The 19408-nt window shown below is 66.6% G+C and carries 13 protein-coding genes and 1 tRNA gene; 6 read left to right on the top strand and 8 right to left on the bottom strand.

Annotation, left to right across the window (positions count from 1 at the left end; all coding sequences use genetic code 11):
• Positions 1-46: 46 nt before the first annotated feature.
• Both J2751_RS08760 and J2751_RS08755 read right to left on the bottom strand, forming a co-directional pair.
• Positions 47-2179, bottom strand: a complete 2133-nt coding sequence (locus J2751_RS08760) for a prolyl oligopeptidase family serine peptidase (protein WP_209485219.1) — start codon at positions 2177-2179, stop codon at positions 47-49.
• An 88-nt stretch (positions 2180-2267) separates the two neighbouring features.
• A complete protein-coding gene (locus J2751_RS08755) occupies positions 2268-2588 on the bottom strand; it encodes a hypothetical protein (protein ID WP_209485217.1) in 321 nt (106 codons plus the stop codon).
• A 156-nt stretch (positions 2589-2744) separates the two neighbouring features.
• On the opposite strand from J2751_RS08755, the gene J2751_RS08750 reads away from it, so the two are divergent.
• Positions 2745-3869 carry an NAD(P)/FAD-dependent oxidoreductase gene (locus J2751_RS08750; protein WP_209485215.1) on the top strand — a complete coding sequence of 375 codons (1125 nt, stop codon included), beginning with the start codon at positions 2745-2747 and terminating at the stop codon, positions 3867-3869.
• A 34-nt stretch (positions 3870-3903) separates the two neighbouring features.
• Here the strand turns inward: J2751_RS08750 and J2751_RS08745 are convergent, their stop codons facing one another.
• The 4 genes from J2751_RS08745 to J2751_RS08730 form a co-directional block, all read right to left on the bottom strand.
• Positions 3904-4233, bottom strand: coding sequence for a DUF6360 family protein (locus J2751_RS08745; protein WP_209485213.1), 330 nt, complete (start codon positions 4231-4233; stop codon positions 3904-3906).
• A complete protein-coding gene (locus J2751_RS08740) occupies positions 4230-4679 on the bottom strand; it encodes a universal stress protein (RefSeq protein ID WP_209485212.1) in 450 nt (149 codons plus the stop codon). The genes J2751_RS08745 and J2751_RS08740 overlap by 4 nt, the downstream gene beginning before the upstream one ends.
• Before the next feature lie 102 nt (positions 4680-4781).
• The gene (locus J2751_RS08735) at positions 4782-6548 is read right to left on the bottom strand and encodes a nitrite/sulfite reductase (RefSeq protein WP_209485210.1); all 1767 of its coding nucleotides are present in this window, start codon (positions 6546-6548) and stop codon (positions 4782-4784) included.
• 219 nt (positions 6549-6767) lie between these two features.
• Positions 6768-6950 carry a hypothetical protein gene (locus tag J2751_RS08730; protein WP_209485208.1) on the bottom strand — a complete coding sequence of 61 codons (183 nt, stop codon included), beginning with the start codon at positions 6948-6950 and terminating at the stop codon, positions 6768-6770.
• Positions 6951-7223: 273 nt separating this feature from the next.
• On the opposite strand from J2751_RS08730, the gene nasA (J2751_RS08725) reads away from it, so the two are divergent.
• The 5 genes from nasA (J2751_RS08725) to J2751_RS08705 all read left to right on the top strand — a co-directional run bounded on the left by nasA (J2751_RS08725) (position 7224) and on the right by J2751_RS08705 (position 15816).
• Positions 7224-9335 (top strand): assimilatory nitrate reductase NasA, encoded by a 2112-nt coding sequence (nasA, locus tag J2751_RS08725; RefSeq protein WP_209485244.1) that lies wholly within the window; start codon positions 7224-7226, stop codon positions 9333-9335.
• A gap of 198 nt (positions 9336-9533) precedes the next feature.
• Positions 9534-11684 (top strand): assimilatory nitrate reductase NasA, encoded by a 2151-nt coding sequence (nasA, locus tag J2751_RS08720; RefSeq protein WP_209485206.1) that lies wholly within the window; start codon positions 9534-9536, stop codon positions 11682-11684.
• 424 nt (positions 11685-12108) lie between these two features.
• Complete coding sequence (locus J2751_RS08715; protein ID WP_321168669.1) at positions 12109-13494, top strand: MFS transporter; 1386 nt, start codon at positions 12109-12111, stop codon at positions 13492-13494.
• Between the two features lie 241 nt (positions 13495-13735).
• Positions 13736-15427, top strand: coding sequence for a sensor histidine kinase (locus J2751_RS08710; protein WP_209485204.1), 1692 nt, complete (start codon positions 13736-13738; stop codon positions 15425-15427).
• Between the two features lie 212 nt (positions 15428-15639).
• Positions 15640-15816: a hypothetical protein gene (locus tag J2751_RS08705; protein WP_209485202.1), complete on the top strand. Its 177-nt coding sequence runs from the start codon at positions 15640-15642 to the stop codon at positions 15814-15816.
• An 857-nt stretch (positions 15817-16673) separates the two neighbouring features.
• Here J2751_RS08705 and J2751_RS08700 read toward each other — a convergent pair.
• Both J2751_RS08700 and J2751_RS08695 read right to left on the bottom strand, forming a co-directional pair.
• A tRNA-Gly gene (locus tag J2751_RS08700) sits at positions 16674-16744 on the bottom strand.
• A gap of 76 nt (positions 16745-16820) precedes the next feature.
• Complete coding sequence (locus J2751_RS08695; protein WP_209485200.1) at positions 16821-19307, bottom strand: methyl-accepting chemotaxis protein; 2487 nt, start codon at positions 19305-19307, stop codon at positions 16821-16823.
• Between the last annotated feature and the right edge of the window lie 101 nt (positions 19308-19408).

Raw genomic sequence — 19408 nt, 5'->3', positions numbered from 1 at the left:
CCGACGAGATGATCGGTCTGTACTCATTTGTTTGCTGTTGGTTTACTCATGAGGAATTCTCGGACGGCGTGCCGTCTCCGACCCCCAGCGCGTCGTAGAGGAACGTCCAGCCGTCGACCTGCTCGTCGACGATCATCGACTTCGGTCGGCCGACGCCGTGGCCGGTGTCCGATTTCGTCCGGAGCAGGAACGGGCCGCCCTCCGCGTCCGCTTGCATCCGCGCGGCCGTCTTGCGGGCGTGAGACGGGTGGACGCGGGTGTCGCTCGCGGCGGTCCGGAACAGAACGGGCGGGTACTCGACGCCCGCCTCGATGTTGTGGTACGGCGAGTACTCGCGGATGTACTCGAATGCTTCCGGATCCGCTTCGGGATGGCCGTACTCCGTCGTCCACGACTCGCCGAGCAGGAATCGGTGGAACCGGAGCATGTCCAAGAGCGGCACCTCACACTGGGCCGCCCCGAACAGGTCGGGTCGCTGGGTGAGCACCGCCCCCACCGAGAGTCCGCCGTTCGACCCGCCGGCGACTCCCAGACGGTCGGTGTCGGTGTACCCCTCCGCGACGAGCCACTCGCCGGCCGCGATGAAGTCGTCGAACGTGTGCTGTTTGTTCGACAGCATGCCGTCCTCGTGCCACGACTCGCCGTACTCGTAGCCGCCGCGCGCACAGACGAGCGCGTAGACGCCGCCGTCCGCGAGGAACGGGAGCCGAAACCGCCCGAACGACGGGGTAACGCTGTTACGGAAGCCGCCGTAGCCGTACAGTATGGCGGGCCGAGGGCCGGATCCATCCCGCTCCACGTCCTCGCGGTGGCAGACGAAGACGGGGACCTCAGCGCCGTCGGTCGACTCGACGACCGCCTGCTCGACGACGAGGTCGTCCGGAACGTCCACGTCGACGGTCGAGAGCACCTCGCTCCCCTCCCGCTCGGCGTCGAGGTCGACGCGAGTCACGGCCGGGGGCCGGTCGAACCCCGTGACGCCGTAGAAGGCCTCCGGCTCGTCGCGGGCGGCAGTGGTCCACGTGACCGTCGCGTACTCGGGGAGATGGAGATCCCGCCGGTGTGTGCCATCGCGGTCGTGGACCGCCAGCCGCGAGTGGGCGTCCTGTTGCGTGTGGACGACGAGCCGGTCGCCCGCGGGCACCGCCGACTGGAGGATCGACTCGCGCTCCGGGAGGACCTCGCGGCACTCCTCGAAGGAGAGGTCGCCCTCGCGGAATCGCTCGACGGAACAGGCGAGCAGGCGGTTCCGCGGCGCGTCGTGGTCCGTGTGGAGGAACGCGGTCCCGTCGTGGAACCGAACCGACGTTTCCGCGTCGGTGTCGATCAGGACGGGTCGGCGCTCGCCGTCGACGTGGACGTACCACTCCGTCCCGCCGACCATTTCCGAGAAGGCGATCGCGAGGAGCCCACTCTCGGGGTCGACCGTCAGCCCGGGCCAGACGTGCCGGTCGTCGTGCTCGAACAGGGTCGTCTCCCCGTCCTCGTCGAGGCGGTAGCGACGGATCGCCTTGTCCATCTGTGCGCCGTCGTCGGCCTCGCCGGTGGCGACGTAGTGGAACCCGCCGCCGTCCGCCCCCCACGCGAAGCTATTGGCGTTGACGCGGCCGCGGCGTTCGAGGACGGCGACCGGATCGGTCCCGTCGCCGTCGCGCTCGGCCGTTCCGATCGACTCGGGATCGGGAACCGGCAGCACGTGGATGTCGTAGTTCTCGTCGCCGCCCTCCGTGACGCCGACGGCGACGTGGTCCCCGTCGTGGGCGGCGGCGAACCAGCCCATCGATCTCGGCGGTGCGTCGCTCTCGGGGTCGTTGCCGGGCCACGCGTTCGGGTCGACGAGGACGGTCCCCTCGCCGTCGGGTTCGGCGCGGACCTCCAGTCGTGCGTGGTCGTCTGTCGGATCGCGGACCGTCGTAAAGTAGCGGTCCTCGCGGACGACGACCGGGCCGTAGTCGGCCACCGCCGCCAGCGACTCGAATCGTGGGCGGAGCCGGTCGCTCGTCGCGGTTTCGAGGTGGGCGTCGGCGTACTCGTTCTGCCGGTCGACCCACGCCGAGACCGCGTCGTCGTCGCCCTCCAACCAGCGATACGGGTCGTCGACCTCGACCCCGTGGAGGGTCTCCGTGACGACCTCGCGTCGCGTCTCCGGCGGCTCGCGTCCCTCGTCCAGCGATGACATGGGTTCTCGTCTCACTGCCGGGCGAAAACCACTGTGGTTCCGGGCGTCGTCGCCGGGGGGAACTCGCAGTGGGCCTCTCGACTCCGTCTCACCACGGCCAGCGGCCGGCCACGAGAAGCAGGTTCCGGGCGGCCGCGGCGAGCGAGAGGAGGCCGACGCCGCCACACATCAGCGTCGCGACGAGCCGGCGGGAGCCGCCCGCGACCGCGACGGGAACCCCGATGACGACCATCCCGAGCGCCTTCGTCGCCAACATTCCGCGGATCGGGCCGAGTCGACTGATAAGGGCCCTGCCGACCGGGGATCCCTCGACGAACTCGCCGCTCGTGATCGCGAGGTGCGTCGACCAGACGTCGGCGACGATGCCGACGACGAGGAGGACGACCGCGGCGACGAGCGGCGGCGACATTATCGGTCCGGAGGGACCACCCCGGCATAAACTTCCGGGAGACCGGTCGGGCACGGCGCGCCGGTCAGCCGATCCTCGGTCGGTCGATCCTCGGTCGGTCGATCGGCACGCACACCACGGCGGGATTTAACCCGATCCGACTCGTGTGATCCGGTAATGAGCGAGTCCGATGAGGCGGCATACGAGATCGCGGTCGTGGGCGGCGGGCCGGCCGGGCTGACGACCGCGCTGTACGGCGCGCGACTCGGCCACGAGACCGTCCTGATCGACCGTGGGGGCGGGCGCGCGGCGATGATGGCGGACACCCACAACGTGATCGGCGTCACCGAGGACGTCTCCGGCAACGAGTTCCTCGCGACCGCCCGCGATCAGGTGGCCGCCTACGGCGGCGACTTCGAGCGCGGCTTCGTCGAGTCGATCGAGCGCGTCGACAACGCGGCGGACGGCCTGGACGGAGCGGACGATGAGGACGGCGCGGACGGTCGCTTCAGGCTCGTCGCCGGCGACGACGCGTACCTCGCGGACCGCGTCGTGCTCGCGACGGGATTCTCCGACAAACGGCCCGACCCGCCGCTGCCGCGGACCGGAAAGGGGCTTCACTACTGTCTCCACTGTGACGCGTACATGTTCGTCGACGAGCCCGTGTACGTGATGGGTCACGGCGAGGCCGCCGCCCACGTCGCGATGATCATGCTCAACGTCACCGACGACGTGGACCTGTTGACCCGCGGCGCGGAGCCGACGTGGAGCGACGAAACGGCGGCACAGCTCGACGCACACCCGGTTGACGTGGTTGACGAGGACGTAACTGGCGTCGACAACGACCCCGACACCGGCTGGCTGGAGGCACTGGCGTTCGCCGACGGCACCCGCCGGGAGTACCGCGGCGGGTTCGCGATGTACGGATCGGAGTACAACACCGCGCTGGCCGAGTCGCTCGGCTGCGAACTCACCGAGGACGGCCGGATCGACGTCGACGACCACGGTCGCACGAGCGCCGACGGCGTGTTCGCGGTCGGTGACGTGACGCCCGGCCACAACCAGATCCCGGTGGCGATGGGACAGGGCGCGAAGGCCGGACTCGCGATCCACAAGGAGATCCGGGAGTTCCCGCGCTCGACGGCGGCGATCGACCGGGACGGCCCCGTCACGGAGGCGGACGTTCCCGCCATCCCTCCGGATCTGCTCGCGACCGCCGTCGCCCACGAGGGTCACGCGGGCGGCCCGCGAGAGGACGTGGGTGCCGAGGCGGAATCCGAGACGCCGGCTGCGGACGACTGAGGCGATCGGTTCACCCCGCCGATCCGCTTCGTCGTCACCGTTCGGTGGGGTCGTCTTCGTCGGCGTCCACGGGTTCATCGCCGTCCGCCTCGTCGATCCGGTCGGCCGCGTCGAGCAACTCCGCGGCGACCGTCCGCGCCTGATCGGGGGTGAGGTCGACGCGGTCGGCGTGAGTCGGGAGGTGATCGGAGTCGACGATGTCGAGTTCGATCCGTAGCTCGACGGGGTCGGTCGCGGTCGGCTCGGTCGGCGAGGAGACGTCCACGACACCGGAGGTGGAGTCGCGCCACTCGTGTCCGATCGCCTCGGCGTCGACGAAATCAAGCGTCGTGTACGCGGTGACGGAGCTGACTCGCTCGGTCATCCGTCGTCGCTCGCGAGCTCATCCGACTCGGGAGTGCGAACGGTGAACACCGGCACGTCCGCCGTTCGAACGACCTTTTCCGTGACGCTACCGAGCAGGTACTTTTCGATCCCGCCGCGCCCTCGCGTCCCCATGACGATCATGTCCGTCTCGTCGGCGGCGTACGCGGTTATCTTCCGGTGCGGGTCGCCCTCCCGCGTGCGCGTGACCACGTCGATGTCCTCCCCACGGAGGCGTTCCGCCAACTCGTCGAGGACCACCTCGCCCCGCTCGCGGAGTGAGTTGACGTTGGTGCCGCCGCCCGCGCCGACACGCGCGTACGTGGTGTTGACGACGTAGAGGACGTGAACCCGGGCGTCGAAGGCGTGCGCCTGACTCACGACGTGTGGCAGCGTTGCCATCGACGCCTCGCTCCCGTCGGTCGGATAGAGAACGTCGTCGTACATCACTCGAACAGCTCCGGAGCGACGTCGGCCGACGCGTGCTGAACTGCCTTTTCTCGGGCGGTCTCGTCGAGTGTGACCCCGGTCGTCGCTTCGGACTCCCGCTCAGTCATCGGTCGATGCCACCCCCGTCTGCGCGTCGGGCGACTCCGCGTCCGATTCCGCGAACGGGTACCACGACTGCTTGGCGTCGGTGAGACACGGGTCGACGTAGCTCGTCTCCTCGGGCTCGCACAGCTCGCCGAGCGTTTCGGAGTCGGTCGCGTCGACCCACTCGCGGAACGTCTGGCCGTCCGCGCGGCGCTCGGCGAACGCCTCGAGGACGTTCCTGATCGCGCCCGGGGCCTCGTCGGCGGGGACGCGCTGCGTCACGTAGTCGACGAACGAGGGCTCCTCGCCGACGCCGCCGCCGAGCCCGATGTCGACCGCCTCGACCATCTCGCCGTCCTTGCGGGCACGCATCCCGAGCAGGCCGATATCGGCCGTGTTCGCGTGGCCGCAGTCGGCCGTACAGCCCGAGAAGTGGGTCTTCAACTGGTCGACGTCGTCGGGGAGGTCGACGTTGTCGCGGAGCCAGCGGAGGGTCGCCGCCATCCGCGCCTTCGTCTCGACGAGCGCCAGCGAGCAGAACTCCGTCCCCGTACACGCCATCGCGCCGCGAACGAGGGCGTTCGGGTCCGGGTCGTGTTTCGCCACCAGCGGCTCGGCGAGCAGCTCGTCGACGCGCTCGGGGTCGACGTCGACGATGATCGGGTTCTGCCGGCGCGTGAGCCGGATCTCGCCGGAGCCGTACTCGTCGGCCAGATCCGCGAGTTCGATCGCCTCCGCGGCCGGCAGTCGGCCGACTGCGACGTTCAGCCCGACGTACCGCCTGCCGTCCGCCTGCTCGTGGACGCCGGTGAAGTCGATCTTTCCGTCCTCCGTCGGGCGACCCGCGTTGTACGTGTACTCCCCGCGGACGTCCTCGCCGGCGGTCCGGAGGTCGGCGTCGACGTACTCCTCGTCGAGCAGCTCCCGGATCCAGTCGGTGCCGTGTTCGTCGACGAAGAAGCGCGAGCGGTTCTTCGAGCGCACCTGTCGGTCGCCGTGGTCGTGGTACAACTCGACGAAGCCGCGGACGACCTCGAACGCCTCGTCGGGGGTGACGAAGACGTCGAGGGGGCGAGCGACCCGGGGCTCGCGACCGCCGAGACCGCCGCCGACGCGGACGTTGAACCCCAACACCTCCTCGCCGTCGATCTCTTTCCGGGCGGCTTCGAGCCCGATGTCGTTGAGCGAGTCCTGTGCGCCGCCCTCCGGCGTGCCGCTGATGCTGATGTTGAACTTCCGCGGCATGTTACATAACGCGTTATCGTCGCGGATCTCCTCTTGGAACCGATCGAGCAGTGGCAGCGTGTCGATGATCTCGTTCGCGTCCTTTCCGGCGACCGGGCTGCCGGAGATGTTCCGCATCGTGTCGCCACCGGAGGATCGAGTGGTGACGCCGACGGCCTCCAGTTTTTCCCAGATTTCTGGAACATCTTCCAGTCGTATCCAGTGAAGCTGGACGGACTGTCGGGTCGTGAGATCGATCCAGCTGTCGCCGAACTCGGGGTTTTCGACGGGCCCTTCCGCGTAGTCGCGAGCGACCTCGCCGATGGCGCGGAGCTGCCCGGGTTGGAGGCGACCGTTGGCGTTCGTCAGCCGCATCATAAAGTAGCTCTCCTGACCGGTCCGCTGGTGGAAAACCCCCCAGAATTTGAACCGGGAGAACCACATCTCGCGTTCCTCCTCTGGGATCGACTCCCAGCCTGTCTCGGCGAACTCGAGGATCTTCTCGCGGACTTCGTCGCCGTACAACCCCTCCTTCCACTCCTCTTTTTTGTGTGCCATCAGCGATCACACTCCTCGTCGGAACGGAATTGTTCCGCGTATATACTGGTCGAACGGTTGGTCATCTCGGCTAGAAATTCACAGGATAGCATAAAATGGTTTGCTTTTAATAAAATCACAAAATACGGTCGATAAGACTGCGATCGCGAAGTCGGTTCCGAGAGCAATATATAGTACACTAGATAGAATGTGAAATTATATTCGTAGCAGAACCGCGCGTCAGAACTTGACAATGCCAACCGACGGATCGATGTCGTCGGGGTTCCCGGATCGACATCGTGGCGGTTCCGGACCGACGACGTCGGTTCGCGAACCGGCGTCCCGCCGATCGCTCACGAACTGGTCGCTCACGAACCGAGGCCCCGCCGACCGCCGACCGCCGAGCGTCGCCCACGCGGACACGGGGCGCCCGCGCGGAAGCACACGCATGTTTGTTTAGAAGCCGGCCACATACTGACCGTATGTATTCTAATACTCGATTAATACCTTCATCAAAACAATTATACCTGCGATACACTATTGATGATTCAGAAATCAACCGATGGGATCTCACGTGCTCGGACCGACCATCACGGACCAACCACGAGTCGGAACCGCGGCGTCGTCGTCCGTTCCGGGGTCGAGCCGCGTCTCCGTGACGGGACGGTCCGTCGCCGGGACGACGGGGAGACGCCGATGACCGAGTGGACGCCGACGACGTGTATGCGGTGTGCGGTGGGTTGTGGCCACCTCCAACAGGGGTACGCCAACCACTACGGACTCGACACGGTGCGCGGCGACGCGAACCATCCGGTCAACCGGGGACTCGCCTGTCAGCGCGGCATCGATGAGACCGCCGATCCCGACGGGGAGTGGCTGACGCGGCCCCTTATCAGGGAGGACGGCAAACTCGTCGCGACCAACTGGGAGACCGCGATCGGAACGGTCGTTTCGCGGATGGAGGACGCTCTCGCCGAGACCCGGGACGGGGTCGCAGTGTTGGGAAGCGGCCAGCAGACGAACGAGGCAGCGTACGCGCTCGGCAAACTCGCGCGCGGCGGATTCGGGACTCGATACTACGACGCCAACACCACGCTGTGTATGGCCTCGGCGGTCACGGCGTACTATCAGGCGTTCGGAAGCGACGCGCCGCCGCCGACGTACGAGGACATCCCCGAGGCCCGGACGCACGTGATCTGGGGGGCGAACCCGGCGGTGGCACACCCCGTGATGTACCGCTGGATCGCCGACAGCGCGGCCGACGACGGCGAACTGATCGTCGTCGACCCCGTCGAAAGCGAGACCGTCGACGACGCCGATCATCACGTCCAACTCGACCCGGGCACCGATCTGGCGTTCGCCAGGGCCGTGCTGACGCAGGTCGTCGACGACGGTGGCGTCGACCGGGAGTTCGTCGCCGAGGCGACGGAGGGGTTCGAGGCAACCGTCGCGTCGCTCCCGGCGGTCGAGGATGCGGCCGAGACGGCAGGCGTCCCGGTCGAGACCGTCGAGCGAGTCGCCGACGCGTTCGCGGATCCGACGCTCCTCTACTGGGGTATGGGCGTCAACCAGAGCGTTCAAGGGACGGCGACGGCGCGGGCGCTCATCGATCTCTGTTTAGCCACGGGGAACCTGAGCCCCGGGAGCGGTCCGTTCTCGCTGACCGGACAGGCGAACTCGATGGGAACGCGGGTCTGTTCCTCGAAGGGGACGTGGCCCGGGCAACGCGAGTTCACGGACCCCGACCATCGGGAGACGGTGGCCGAGGCGTGGAACGTCCCGGTCGATCGGCTCCCGGACGACCCGGGACCGGGGCCGGTCGGCATCGTCGACGCGATCGCCGACGGCCCGCCGGAGGTGTGCTGGACGGTCGCGACGAACCCCGTCGCGGGGATGCCCGACGGCGACCGCGTTCGGGAGGCGTTAGACGAGACATTCCTCGTTGCGCAGGACGCCTTCCGGACCGAGACGGTCGAGTTGGCGGACGTGGTGCTGCCGGCGGCGACGTGGGGCGAGTCCGAGGGGACCGCCACGAACATGGAGCGGCGCGTCTCGCGAGTCCGCGCCGCGACGGAGACCTCGCCGAAGATCAAGCAGGACCTCGACGCCATCGTCGCGATCGGTGCCGAGATCGACCCGGATGCGTTTCCCGAACCCGAGGTCTCGCCGCGGGCGGCGTTCGACGAGCTTCGTGAGTTGACTGCCGGGACCGCCGCCGACCTCTCCGGGATCTCCTACGATCGCTTGGACGCGGAGCTCGCGGTTCGCTGGCCCGCACCCGCATCGGACGAGGAGGGCGGCTATCGCTACGTCGACGACGACGGCTGGGAGTTCGCCACGTCGTCGGGTCGCGCACGATTCTCCACGGGCGTCCACGGCGGTCTCGCCGAGCCGACGGACGACGACTACCCGTTGACGCTGACGACCGGTCGGCGGGCCGACGCGTACAACACCGGCGTGCGGAGTCGCGGCGACGGGACGGACGCCCCGCCCCTCGCACGGATCCATCCCGAGACGACGCTGGAGTACATCGAGGCGTTCGACCGCGGGAAGACCGTCGTCGCCTCCCGCCGAGGGTCGGCCACGGTCGCCGTCAACCCGGACGACGGGGTCCCGAAGGGAATTCTGTGGCTACCGATCCACCACCCGGCGGTGAACGTTCTCACGCTTCCGGCGGTCGACCCCGAGTCCGACGAGCCGAACTTCAAGCAGTGCGCGGTCGACGTTCGGGCACCCCGTCCGTCGAACCCTCTCGTCCACGAAGGCCACCAGGCCACGGACGGCGAACCGGCCGCGACGGACGACTGAGGTCACACGGCAGCCCGGGGCGACCACGCGACGACCGTACCGAGGCGTCTCGGCACGACTGCGCTATACTACACGGTTGTTCGTTCGAAAAAGAGTTTTATCGGGTGGGATCGAACCCGGAGCCGGACCGAGCTGAAATGCCACACGTTCACATAGCACTGGGAGTTCGATCGGGACGGAGCGGTACCGGGGGCGTCGATGACTGACCGCAAGCCGACCACCTGTATGCGGTGTGCGGTCGGCTGCGGCTACCGACAGCGGACGCCCGACGACGGGCCCGGATTCGTCGACGTTCGCGGGGACGACGATCACCCGACGAACCGCGGTCGGACGTGTAGCCGTGGCGTCAGCGAGACGGTCGATCCGGGCGGCGAGCGGCTGACGGAGCCGCTGATCCGTCGCGGGGGGACGCTCCGGCCGACCGACTGGGACACCGCGCTCGGAACGATCGCGATGCGGATCATCGAGGCGCTCAGGGAGTCGAACGACAACGTCGCCGTGCTGGGAAGCGGCCAGCAGACGAACGAGGCGGCGTACGCGCTCGGCAAACTCGCTCGCGGTGGCTTCGGCACGCGGCACTACGACGCGAACACCACGCTGTGTATGGCCTCGGCGGTGCGGGCGTACGTCCAGGCGTTCGGGAGCGACGCGCCGCCCCCGACGTACGAGGACGTTCCGAAGGCGCAAACCCACGTGATCTGGGGCGCGAACCCGAAGATCGCTCACCCCGTGTTGTACCGCTGGATCGCCGAGAGCGCGGCCGAGGACGACGGCGAGCTGATCGTCGTCGACCCCGTCGAAAGCGAGACCGCGGCGGACGCCGACCTCCACGTCCGACCAGAGCCGGGAACGGATCTGGCGCTGGCGCGAGCGGTGCTCGCGTCCGTCGTCGACTCCGATTCCGTCGACCGACGCTTCGTCGAGCGACACACGGAGGGGTTCGAGGCGATGGTCGGATCGCTCCCGGCGATCGAGGTCGCGGCCGAGACCGCGGGCGTCTCCGTCGAGCGCGTGGCTGAGTTGGCGGCGGCGTTCGACGCCCGAACCATCGTGTACTGGGGTATGGGCGTCAACCAGAGCGTTCAGGGAACGGGGACGGCGCGGTCGCTCATCGACTGCTGTCTAGCAACGGGGAACCTCGGGCCGGGCAGCGGCCCCTTCTCGCTGACCGGACAGGCGAACTCGATGGGGAACCGGGTCTGCGCCTCGAAGTCCTCGTGGCCGGGATACCGGTCGTTCGAGGACCCCGCTCACCGCAAGGCCATCGCCAACGCGTGGGGCGTGCCGCTGAGTCGACTTCCCGACGACTCCGGACCGGGGTTCGTCCGGATCATCGACGCGATCGCCCGGGATAACGTCGACGTCTGCTGGACGGTCGCGACGAATCCCGTCGCTGGGATGCCGGACGCCGGCCACGTGACGGCGGCGCTCGACGACACGTTTCTCGTCGCACAGGACGCGTTCCGCTCGGACACCGTCGAGTTGGCGGACGTGGTGCTGCCGGCGGCGACGTGGGGCGAGTCCGAGGGGACCGTCATGAACATGGAGCGGCGCGTCTCGCGGGTCTCTGCGGTACGCGACCCGCCCGAAGGCGTCCGGCAGGACGTCGATGTCATCGCGGCCGTCGCGGACCGAGTCGTCCCGGAGCTGTTCGAGTCGACTCGGCCCGATCCCGAATCGCTGTTCGACGAGGTCGCGGCGCTCACTCGGGGGACGACGGCCGACGTCTCGGGGATATCCTACGACCGGCTCTCCGAGGAGCTGGCGGTTCGGTGGCCCGCTCCCGAGGAGACCGATCAGGGCGGCTATCGATACTACGACGGGGACGAGGAGAACGCGACCGGAGGCGGAATCGACTCCGGGGACGCGTGGTCGTTCCGGACCGACTCCGGTCGTGCGCGGTTCTCGAACGCGTCGCACGAGGGCGTTCCCGAGCCGATAGACGAGCAGTATCCCCTGACGCTGACGACCGGTCGACGGCCGGACGCGTACAACACGGGCGTTCGAACCCGGACGGATGCCGGCGACGAGGGCGCAACGACCGCGCGGATACACCCCGAGACGATCGCCGACTATCTCCGTGCGTTCGACCGTGGAGAGACGGTGATCGAGTCGCGTCGCGCCGCGGTCGCGGTCGCGGTCGAACCCGACGGGAACGTTCCGCCGGGGCTCGTCTGGCTCCCGGTCCACAACCCGGCGGCAAACGAGCTCACGCTGTCCGCCGCGGACCCGGACTCCGCCGAGCCGAACCTCAAGCAATGTGCGGTCGGCCTGAGCGCTCCGGACCGCACCGACGCCGACCTCGCAACCGGTTCACAACGGGCGGGTGGAACCGGGTCGTACCCCTGAACGCGTCGCCGCCTCCACCGACGCGGATCCGGGCTCGACGCGGCGGACGGATTCTCGTTCGAAGCACGCTCGTCGAGAACCGAACCTCTCGCTCGTGATGCCTCCGATCATACACCTTAAACGGATCGGCAAGTGTTGCGGCACCTCTCGTTCTTCCAATATTCGCTCGTCGAATCACCTGTCCTTTTATTTCTCGGCCACCACGTAGAACATATCGTGGTGAGAGATCGTCTCGTGGAAGGTACCGTTTTTTCTCCATTGAACTACCGGTATGTCAATCAAATACCTTATTAGGTCCTGTACCTTGTCGTTGTTTCGTGAGAAAACCCATGTTCAGTCAGTTCGAGTCGCGTTCGGTGTGTGGTCCCGACCCGATGTCGACCCTGCCCCGTCCGAACCGTCGGTCCCTCAGGGGTGATCCGTGGTGAAGTTCACGGATCTCCTGTACGGAAAGTACCGGAACCTGATCCTCGCGACCGCGATGTTCAACCTCGGGTTCGTGATCTGGTTCTCCTTCGCGCCGTTCACTGGCGGGATCGCCGACGAGTTCGGGCTCTCCGTCCCACAGTTGGGGATCGTCGCGAGCGCGGCGATCGTTGCCGTCCCGCTCGGCCGGATCGTCATCGGGCCGCTGACGGACAAGTTCGGCGCGGACGTCACCGGAAGCGCGACCCTGATAGTCGTCGGCACGTTCGCGATACTCAGCGCCTTCGCGACGACCTACGAGGTGTTCACCGCCTCCCGAATCATCGCGTCGCTCGCGGGGATCACCTTCGTCATCGGGATCCAGCACGTCGCCGAGTGGTTCGAGGAGGAGAACCTCGGCACGGCGGAGGGTATCTTCGCCGGAATCGGCAACGCCGGCGCGGGCCTCGGCGCGTACTTCACCCTGCCACGAATATTCGGCGAGGGGTACGTCGACCCGATCTTCGGGCCGGGATTCCTGGCCACGTCCTCGAACTGGCGCGCGGCGTTCTTTTATACTGGCGTGCTCGCGGTGCTGCTCGGGATCGCCTATTACGTCCTGTGTGGCGCGGCGAAGTCCGAGGCCAAGCGCGAGGCGACGAAGGCGGGGATCAGCTGGGAGCAGTGGAAGTTCATCGCCACGCGGTACGGCGCGGTCGTGCTCGCGGTCGCGTACATCATGACGTTCGGACTGGAGCTGGCGATGAACGGCTGGCTCGGGACCTACTACCGCGAGGCGTTCGGTCAGGGCGACATCGTCATCGCGGCGACGTTCGCGGCGACGTTCTCGATCGCCGCCGGGCTGCTCCGCCCGATCGGCGGGTACGTCAGCGACGTGGTCGCTCGCAAGGAGCGGAACCTCCTGCCGAGCTTCGAGGGGAGGTACCTCGGCCGCCTTCCGAGCTTCGAGGGCGAGTACCGGAACCAGTGGACGTTCGCGACGCTCGTGTTCGTCATGCTGTCGATGTTCGGGATGACCGCGGCCGGACTCACGGGGAACATCTACGTCGCCGTCGTCGCTGGCTTCTTCGTTGGCATGGGCTGTGCGTTCTCCGAGGGAGCTATCTTCGCGCAGGTACCGGCAATGTTCCCGGACAACTCGGGATCCGTCGCGGGGATCGTCGGCGGCGTCGGGACGGTCGGTGGCGTCGTGTACCCGCTGGCGTTTTCCGCCGCGTTCCTGCCGAACCTCCACGTCGGCTACGCGATCGTCGGCGCGTCGATGATCCCGATCATCGCGCTCACGGCGTGGGTGTTCCAGCCGAAGATCTCGGAGGTGGCGAACACCCACGGTTTCTTCTCGGAGAAAACCGCCGTCGAGGGAACGGCGGCCGCAGACGACTGAACCCGACGCCCACCCCCTCCCGTGGTTCGTCGGGCGGTTCCGTCTTCCAGTCGTGAGTCGACGCTCGGAGAGCCCGCCCGAGACGCGACAAACGTTGCCGGGTGACGACTACTCATATCGTTCGTGATCATTATACGACGCGTGACCTCCGCGGTCGGACGCGAACCGGTCCGCCGCTCGGCTCCGCGACGATTACCACACGACATATGACCGTTCACGATCGTCATCCGCCGGCGCGACGATGACGCCGACCCCCTTCGGTATCGGGTTCATCGCCGCCTCCGTCGCGGCCGGGATCGGTGCGACCGCCCTGTTGTGGTATCTGTCTCGTCAGCGACACCGGTCCGGCGCGGCGTGGTTCATGGGTAACATGGCGTCGGTCGCGGTCTTCTGTTTCTCGTACGGAGCCTCGTTGCTCGTCTTCGAGCCCGCGTTGCGTTTGGCGTTCGCGGTCGTTTCCTTTCTCGGCGTCTGTTTCATGGGCCCGTTCTTCCTCGCGTTCGGCCTCGATTACACCGGTCGCGGGGACCTGATCCGGACCCCGTTCTTCGGGATCGTCGCTGCCGTACCCCTCCTGACGGCCGGGCTGGCGGCGACGAACTCGATACACGAACTCGTGTGGACCGGGTTCCGTGTCGATCCCGCGTTCGGACTGGCGACGGCCACGTACGCGGTCCAGCCGTGGGGGATCTTCGCGCTCCTCTTTTCGATCGGGACCGCCGGCGTCGGATCGCTCCTCCTCATTGGCGCGATCCTGAGCTACGTGCCCTTATATCGCCGGGAGACGACCGCCGTCATCCTGAGCACCGCGCCGCCGACGGTCGGCGTCCTCCTGTGGCTGTTCGAGGTTGGCCCGGTCCCGCAGCTCCATCTCACCGCACCGCTCATGCTGGTCCACGTCGCGCTCGACGCGTACGCGTTCGTCGGGACCCACATGTTCGACACGAACCCGGCGACACAGCGAATGGCCGAACGGAGCGGACTGGACTCGTTGTCCGATCCCGTGCTCGTCGTCGACGCCGAGGAGCAGATCGTACGAACCAACGACCGGGCCGAGGAGCTGTTCGGCGACGCCCTCTCGGCGGGGCTGCCCGTGCCGCTCGCGGCGGCGCTGGAAGCCGACCTCGCAACGCTTCGCGAGTCCGGCGAGCTCTCCGGCGGGGCGGCGGGAAGCCGGACGTTCGGCGTGTCGCACACGCCCCTGACCGATCCGAGCGGGAACGGGGTCGGAAGCATGCTCGTGTTGTACGACGTGACCGAGGAGCGGCGGCGCGAACAGCAGCTGATGGTGTTCAACCGGGTTCTCAGGCACAACCTCCGGAACGAGACGACGGTCATCTCCGGCTACGCGGAGCTGCTGAAGGGCGTCGCGACCGACCCGAAGCACGCGACGCAGGCGGGAACGATCGCGGACGCGAGCGATCGGTTGCTCTCGATCGCGGAGAAGGCGCGGGAGTTCGAGCAGGTTCAGGAGCGGGCGGTCCACCCCGATGAGGTTTCCGTGTCCGAACTGTTGGACGACGTCGAGGAGCGCGTTGCCGATGTGGACCCGGAAGCAGCCATCAACCGGACGGTGACGCCGCCCGACCTCCGGATCCGGGTCGATACGAAGCTGCTCTCGATGCTCCTCGCGAACCTCGTCGAGAACGCGATCGTCCACTCGGCGGAGCCGGGGCCGACGGTCGACGTGAGCGCGTTCGTCCCGCCGGAGGCCGACGGAAAGGTCGCGTTTCGGATCCGGGACCGGAACGAGCAGATCCCGGAGATGGAGCTCGATGCGCTCCGAGCGGCCGAGGAGACGTCGCTCGACCACGGGCAGGGGATCGGGCTCTGGATCGTCTACTGGTGTCTGCGACGACTCGATGGCGATATCGGGTTCGAGTACGACGACGGCAACATCGTCACGGTGACGATCCCGGACCGGAGCCGGTAGGCTGGCCGGTGTCGGGCCTCTGCCTTTTGAGTCGACGACGACGGCGTTCCCTCGAACAATCGTTCCGAGATGACGGTCCGATCTTGGGAGACGACGGATCGACCGTGCCCCCACCGAGCCGGCTTAACGGCCTTGAACGGGGCTGAACACGTTATATTATATTAGTTACTACGATCCGAGTACTTTTATTCTAGCGCCCCGCATGACGCGTGATGACACGAACCATGACCGCTGACGACGACGCCGAACCGATCCACACCAGTACTCGCGTGCCGCCCGTAGAGCACGCCGATCGAGTGTACCGGTCGACCGCCGACGTGGATCCGGCTCCGGACGACGAACCGATCGCCGCCACGCGGGTATCGCCCGCGGTGACTCGGTTCGGGTGAGGCGGGGATGCGGAGCGTTTCTCTTTTTAAGTAACCGTGAGCGGCAGCCACTCGTTTTGTTTAATATCTCTTCCCGAACTCAGTGAAACATTATCATCTGGAAATTGATATAAACCCGTGATGAATACAGGGCGCAAATGTCGTACGAGATTCGGGCCGGTTCTGACGGGAATTAACTTATACAATGAAAGCTTCTATTTTCCGTATGGAATTTCCGAGTCCCTCGTTTAGTGAATACGGCAAATCGACGTTGGTCGCGTTACTGATCTTTGCTGTTCTTCAATATACTGGCGTCTTCTTTGACAATCCGGGTGAGTTTGACTTTGCTTTCCTCATCTCTGCCGGAATCCTCATACCTCTCTTTATTTATGGGATTTTGTTTGTTACCGCAAACACGGGATGGCTACCGGATTGGGATGAAAAGAACCAGACAAGGTCACGGTAAGTGATGAGTTAGCACGTGTATCGAGTAGGTTATTCACCAATTTTGGTGCGGAACAAACAGAGGCGTCGTGCTGCATACACCCTCTATATTCAGCAGTCAGTAGCAGGACATATCATATATAGATTACTTTTTTCGACAGGTTGGCCAAGAGCCTATTCAAATCCCTCAGCGATTTTCTTTACTTCGTTCGAGAATTGCGCCGGCCGGGACCCTCGCGAGTGAACGGAGTGAACGAGCGAGGGTACGGGCGGCGCACTCCCTTCGGTCGTGCGCCGCCCGGGATTTGAACCGGAACCAGACGTGCTCGCTCGCTTCGCTCGCTGTGCGCGACTGGTAGGATTCAAATCCCTCGGCGCATCTTCCCGAACGACTCACTCGTCGCTGTCGCTCCTCGTTCGTAGCTGCGGGAAGATGCGCCGGCCGGGATTTGAACCCGGGCCATGAGCTTGGAAGGCTCAGGTCCTACCACTAGACCACCGGCGCGAACTGTCGCGTCGCGTGACGCGATTATATGTAGGTCGAACGGTTTTCATAAACGTTCCGTGTTCCGATGACGGGGCTACGACTCCGCGGAATCGGACTCCGCGTCGTCCTCCCTCGTCTCCGGTGTGTCGGCTCCCGGCTGCGTCTCGTCACCCTCCGACTCGTCCTCGACTGCGACGCCGCCGTCCGCGCTCACCGACGACGTCGCGTCGTCGGCCCGGTCGAACTGAAACCCCGATTCGTCGTCGACGGTCGGGGACTCGGCCTCGTCCGCAGCGGTGGCCCCTGCGGCACCGACCTCGGCGTCGACGGCCGTCTCGAACGTCGAAACCGACCGCTGGAGGTCGCGGGCGCTCTCGGAGAGCTCGCTCGCCCGCGTCGACACCTCGTCGAGCGTCGCGGCCTGCTCCTCCGCGGTCGAGGCGACCGTCGTCGCCTCCGCGGTCGTCTGCTGGCTGATCCCGGCGAGGTCGTCGACCGCACCGGCGACCTCGCTGACGGAACTCGCCTGCGCGTCCATCGCACCGGATATCTCCTGAACGCCCTCGTCCGCATCCGAGACCCGATCGGCGATCGCCGAAAGCGTCGTCTCCGTCGACTCGACGGTCTCCACGCCGTCGTCGACTCCCTCCCGGATCGCGTTCATCTCCGCGACGCTCTCATCGGTGCGCTCGCGGAGGTCGGTCATGAGCGCGTCGACCTCCGCGGCGGACTCCTGTGTCTCCTCGGCGAGTGATTTCACCTCCTCGGCGACGACGGCGAAGCCCGACCCCGCCTCACCCGCTCTTGCGGCCTCGATCGAGGCGTTGAGCGCCAGCAGGTTCGTCTGGTCGGCGATCTCGGCGATCGTCTCGACGATGGCGTCTACCTCCTCCATCTCCGCGTCCAGCCGCTCGACGGTCTCCGCGGCGGACTCGGAGCGCTTCTCGATCGCGTGTAGCTCCTCGACCGCGTCGACGGCGGCCTCGCGCCCCTCCGTCGCGAGGTCGTCTGCCCGCCGTGAGACCGTTGCGACCTGATCGGTGGAGGCGGCGACTTCCTCGATCGTCGCGGACATGTCCTCCATCTCGCTTGCCACCTCGGCGAGCTGACGGCTCTGCTCTTCGGCGCCTGCGGAGATCTCGTCGACCGCATCACTCGTCTCTCGACCCGCCGCTGCGACCTCTTCCGTACCGTCGGTGACCGATTCGCTCTCCCCGGCGACCTCGTCCGCGAACGCCTCCACCTCGGCGACGGTTCGTTCGAGCTCGCTCATCGCGTCGTTGAACTCGTCGGCGATCTCGCGGAGCGCCTCCGGATCGTCTGGGTCGGTTGCGAGTCGTGCCGTGAGATCGCCGTCGGCGCACTCGCTCATCGTCTCGCCGAAGGTCGTAGCGCGCTCCTCTAACTGCTCGGCGAACGCCTCGCTGTCGGCGCGAGCCTCTTCTGCTCGCCGTTTCTGCGTCTCCGCCGTCTCAATTTCGGTTGCGAGCGAGTCGCGCATCGATCCGAACGCCTCGTACAGCGTCCCGAACTCGTCGCGACGGTCGGTGTCGAACGAGACGTCGAGCGTTCCCGACTCAAGCTCGTTCGCTTTTCCACCGAGCCGATCGAGTTCCCTGACCGTTCCCCGACCGAGGGTCACACCGAGGAACCCCAAGCCGATAACGGCCACGCCGACGATCAACAGCAGGTTTCGCACGATCGTTCCCGAGAGGGCGTACGCCTCCGAGACGGGTACGTGAACCGCAACGAGCCAGTCCTCGGACTCGACGGGGGCGTACGCGACGAGGTACTCCTCCTCGTCGAACTCGACGGTGTCGCGTTCCCCGGCGTCGAGCGAGAGGCTCGCACCGGACCGGAACCCGGGCTCGTCGAGACCGGCTTCGATGTCGCTCCAGTCCGTCTCCGTGTACCGTGTGTCGACGAGTCCGTCGTCGTCGCTCGCGGCTATCGTGCCGTCGTCGCCGACGACGGTCGTGAAGCTGCCGGCGGTCGGGGTTCGGAGGTCGGCGAGCACGGGATCGAGTGCCATCTCCATGATCAGGTAGTCCCCGCTGCTCGTCATCGTCACGAACGCGACTCGGAGTTCGCCGTCGACCTCGTACGTCGGGCTGGTGTACACGGAGTCGCCGAACACGAGGCTGAGGCCGAACCAGTCGGCCTCGACGACCGCCGATCCCCCTTCATCCTCGCTTGACGCGCTGACGCTCCTGTTGAGATGGTCGTAGTAGTGGAAGGCTACGACCTCGCTCCCGGTGACGACGTGGCTCCCCCGTAGATACGATTCGATCTCGTCCGAGGACTGGTCCATCTCATCCGCCGTTGCGGTGTCACGGAGGTCCGTCCGTCGCTCGCTCGCCCAGACGTCGAGATCCGTGCCACCGAGCTCCGCGACGGCCGTGTAGTCCTCTTGTGCGTCCGTTTCGAGCTGATCCGTCGTCTCCGCGTAGGTGACGACGCCGACCGCGCCGATCGCCGCGACGACGAGGAGCGTCACGACGGTGAACTTTGCGAGATAACTGCGGGCGATGAACCCCGGCGTGAGCCGGTGGAGAAGACGTTCGATCGGGGTGGAGGCCATCGTTTCTTTGAGGCTGAGACGTGGTATTTAATCCTTCCCCAGGAGTATCATACATGAGAACTAGGTTCCTCTCGTCGGTCGGAACGCGGAGCCGCGAGCGA

It is taken from the genome of Halorubrum alkaliphilum, from assembly GCF_017873815.1.
Classification (GTDB): Archaea; Halobacteriota; Halobacteria; order Halobacteriales; family Haloferacaceae; genus Halorubrum; species Halorubrum alkaliphilum.
Note: the sequence above shows the minus strand (reverse complement) of the source record. Positions and strands in the feature narration are given on the sequence as shown.

Bases quoted from the DNA above. Each gene is read 5' to 3' on its own strand.
- J2751_RS08760 (WP_209485219.1), bottom strand. From the start codon at position 2,179: ATGTCATCGCTGGACGAGGGACGCGAGCCGCCGGAGACGCGACGCGAG.
- J2751_RS08755 (WP_209485217.1), bottom strand. From the start codon at position 2,588: ATGTCGCCGCCGCTCGTCGCCGCGGTCGTCCTCCTCGTCGTCGGCATC.
- J2751_RS08750 (WP_209485215.1), top strand. From the start codon at position 2,745: ATGAGCGAGTCCGATGAGGCGGCATACGAGATCGCGGTCGTGGGCGGC.
- J2751_RS08745 (WP_209485213.1), bottom strand. From the start codon at position 4,233: ATGACCGAGCGAGTCAGCTCCGTCACCGCGTACACGACGCTTGATTTC.
- J2751_RS08740 (WP_209485212.1), bottom strand. From the start codon at position 4,679: ATGTACGACGACGTTCTCTATCCGACCGACGGGAGCGAGGCGTCGATG.
- J2751_RS08735 (WP_209485210.1), bottom strand. From the start codon at position 6,548: ATGGCACACAAAAAAGAGGAGTGGAAGGAGGGGTTGTACGGCGACGAA.
- nasA (WP_209485244.1), top strand. From the start codon at position 7,224: ATGACCGAGTGGACGCCGACGACGTGTATGCGGTGTGCGGTGGGTTGT.
- nasA (WP_209485206.1), top strand. From the start codon at position 9,534: ATGACTGACCGCAAGCCGACCACCTGTATGCGGTGTGCGGTCGGCTGC.
- J2751_RS08710 (WP_209485204.1), top strand. From the start codon at position 13,736: ATGACGCCGACCCCCTTCGGTATCGGGTTCATCGCCGCCTCCGTCGCG.
- J2751_RS08705 (WP_209485202.1), top strand. From the start codon at position 15,640: ATGACACGAACCATGACCGCTGACGACGACGCCGAACCGATCCACACC.
- J2751_RS08695 (WP_209485200.1), bottom strand. From the start codon at position 19,307: ATGGCCTCCACCCCGATCGAACGTCTTCTCCACCGGCTCACGCCGGGG.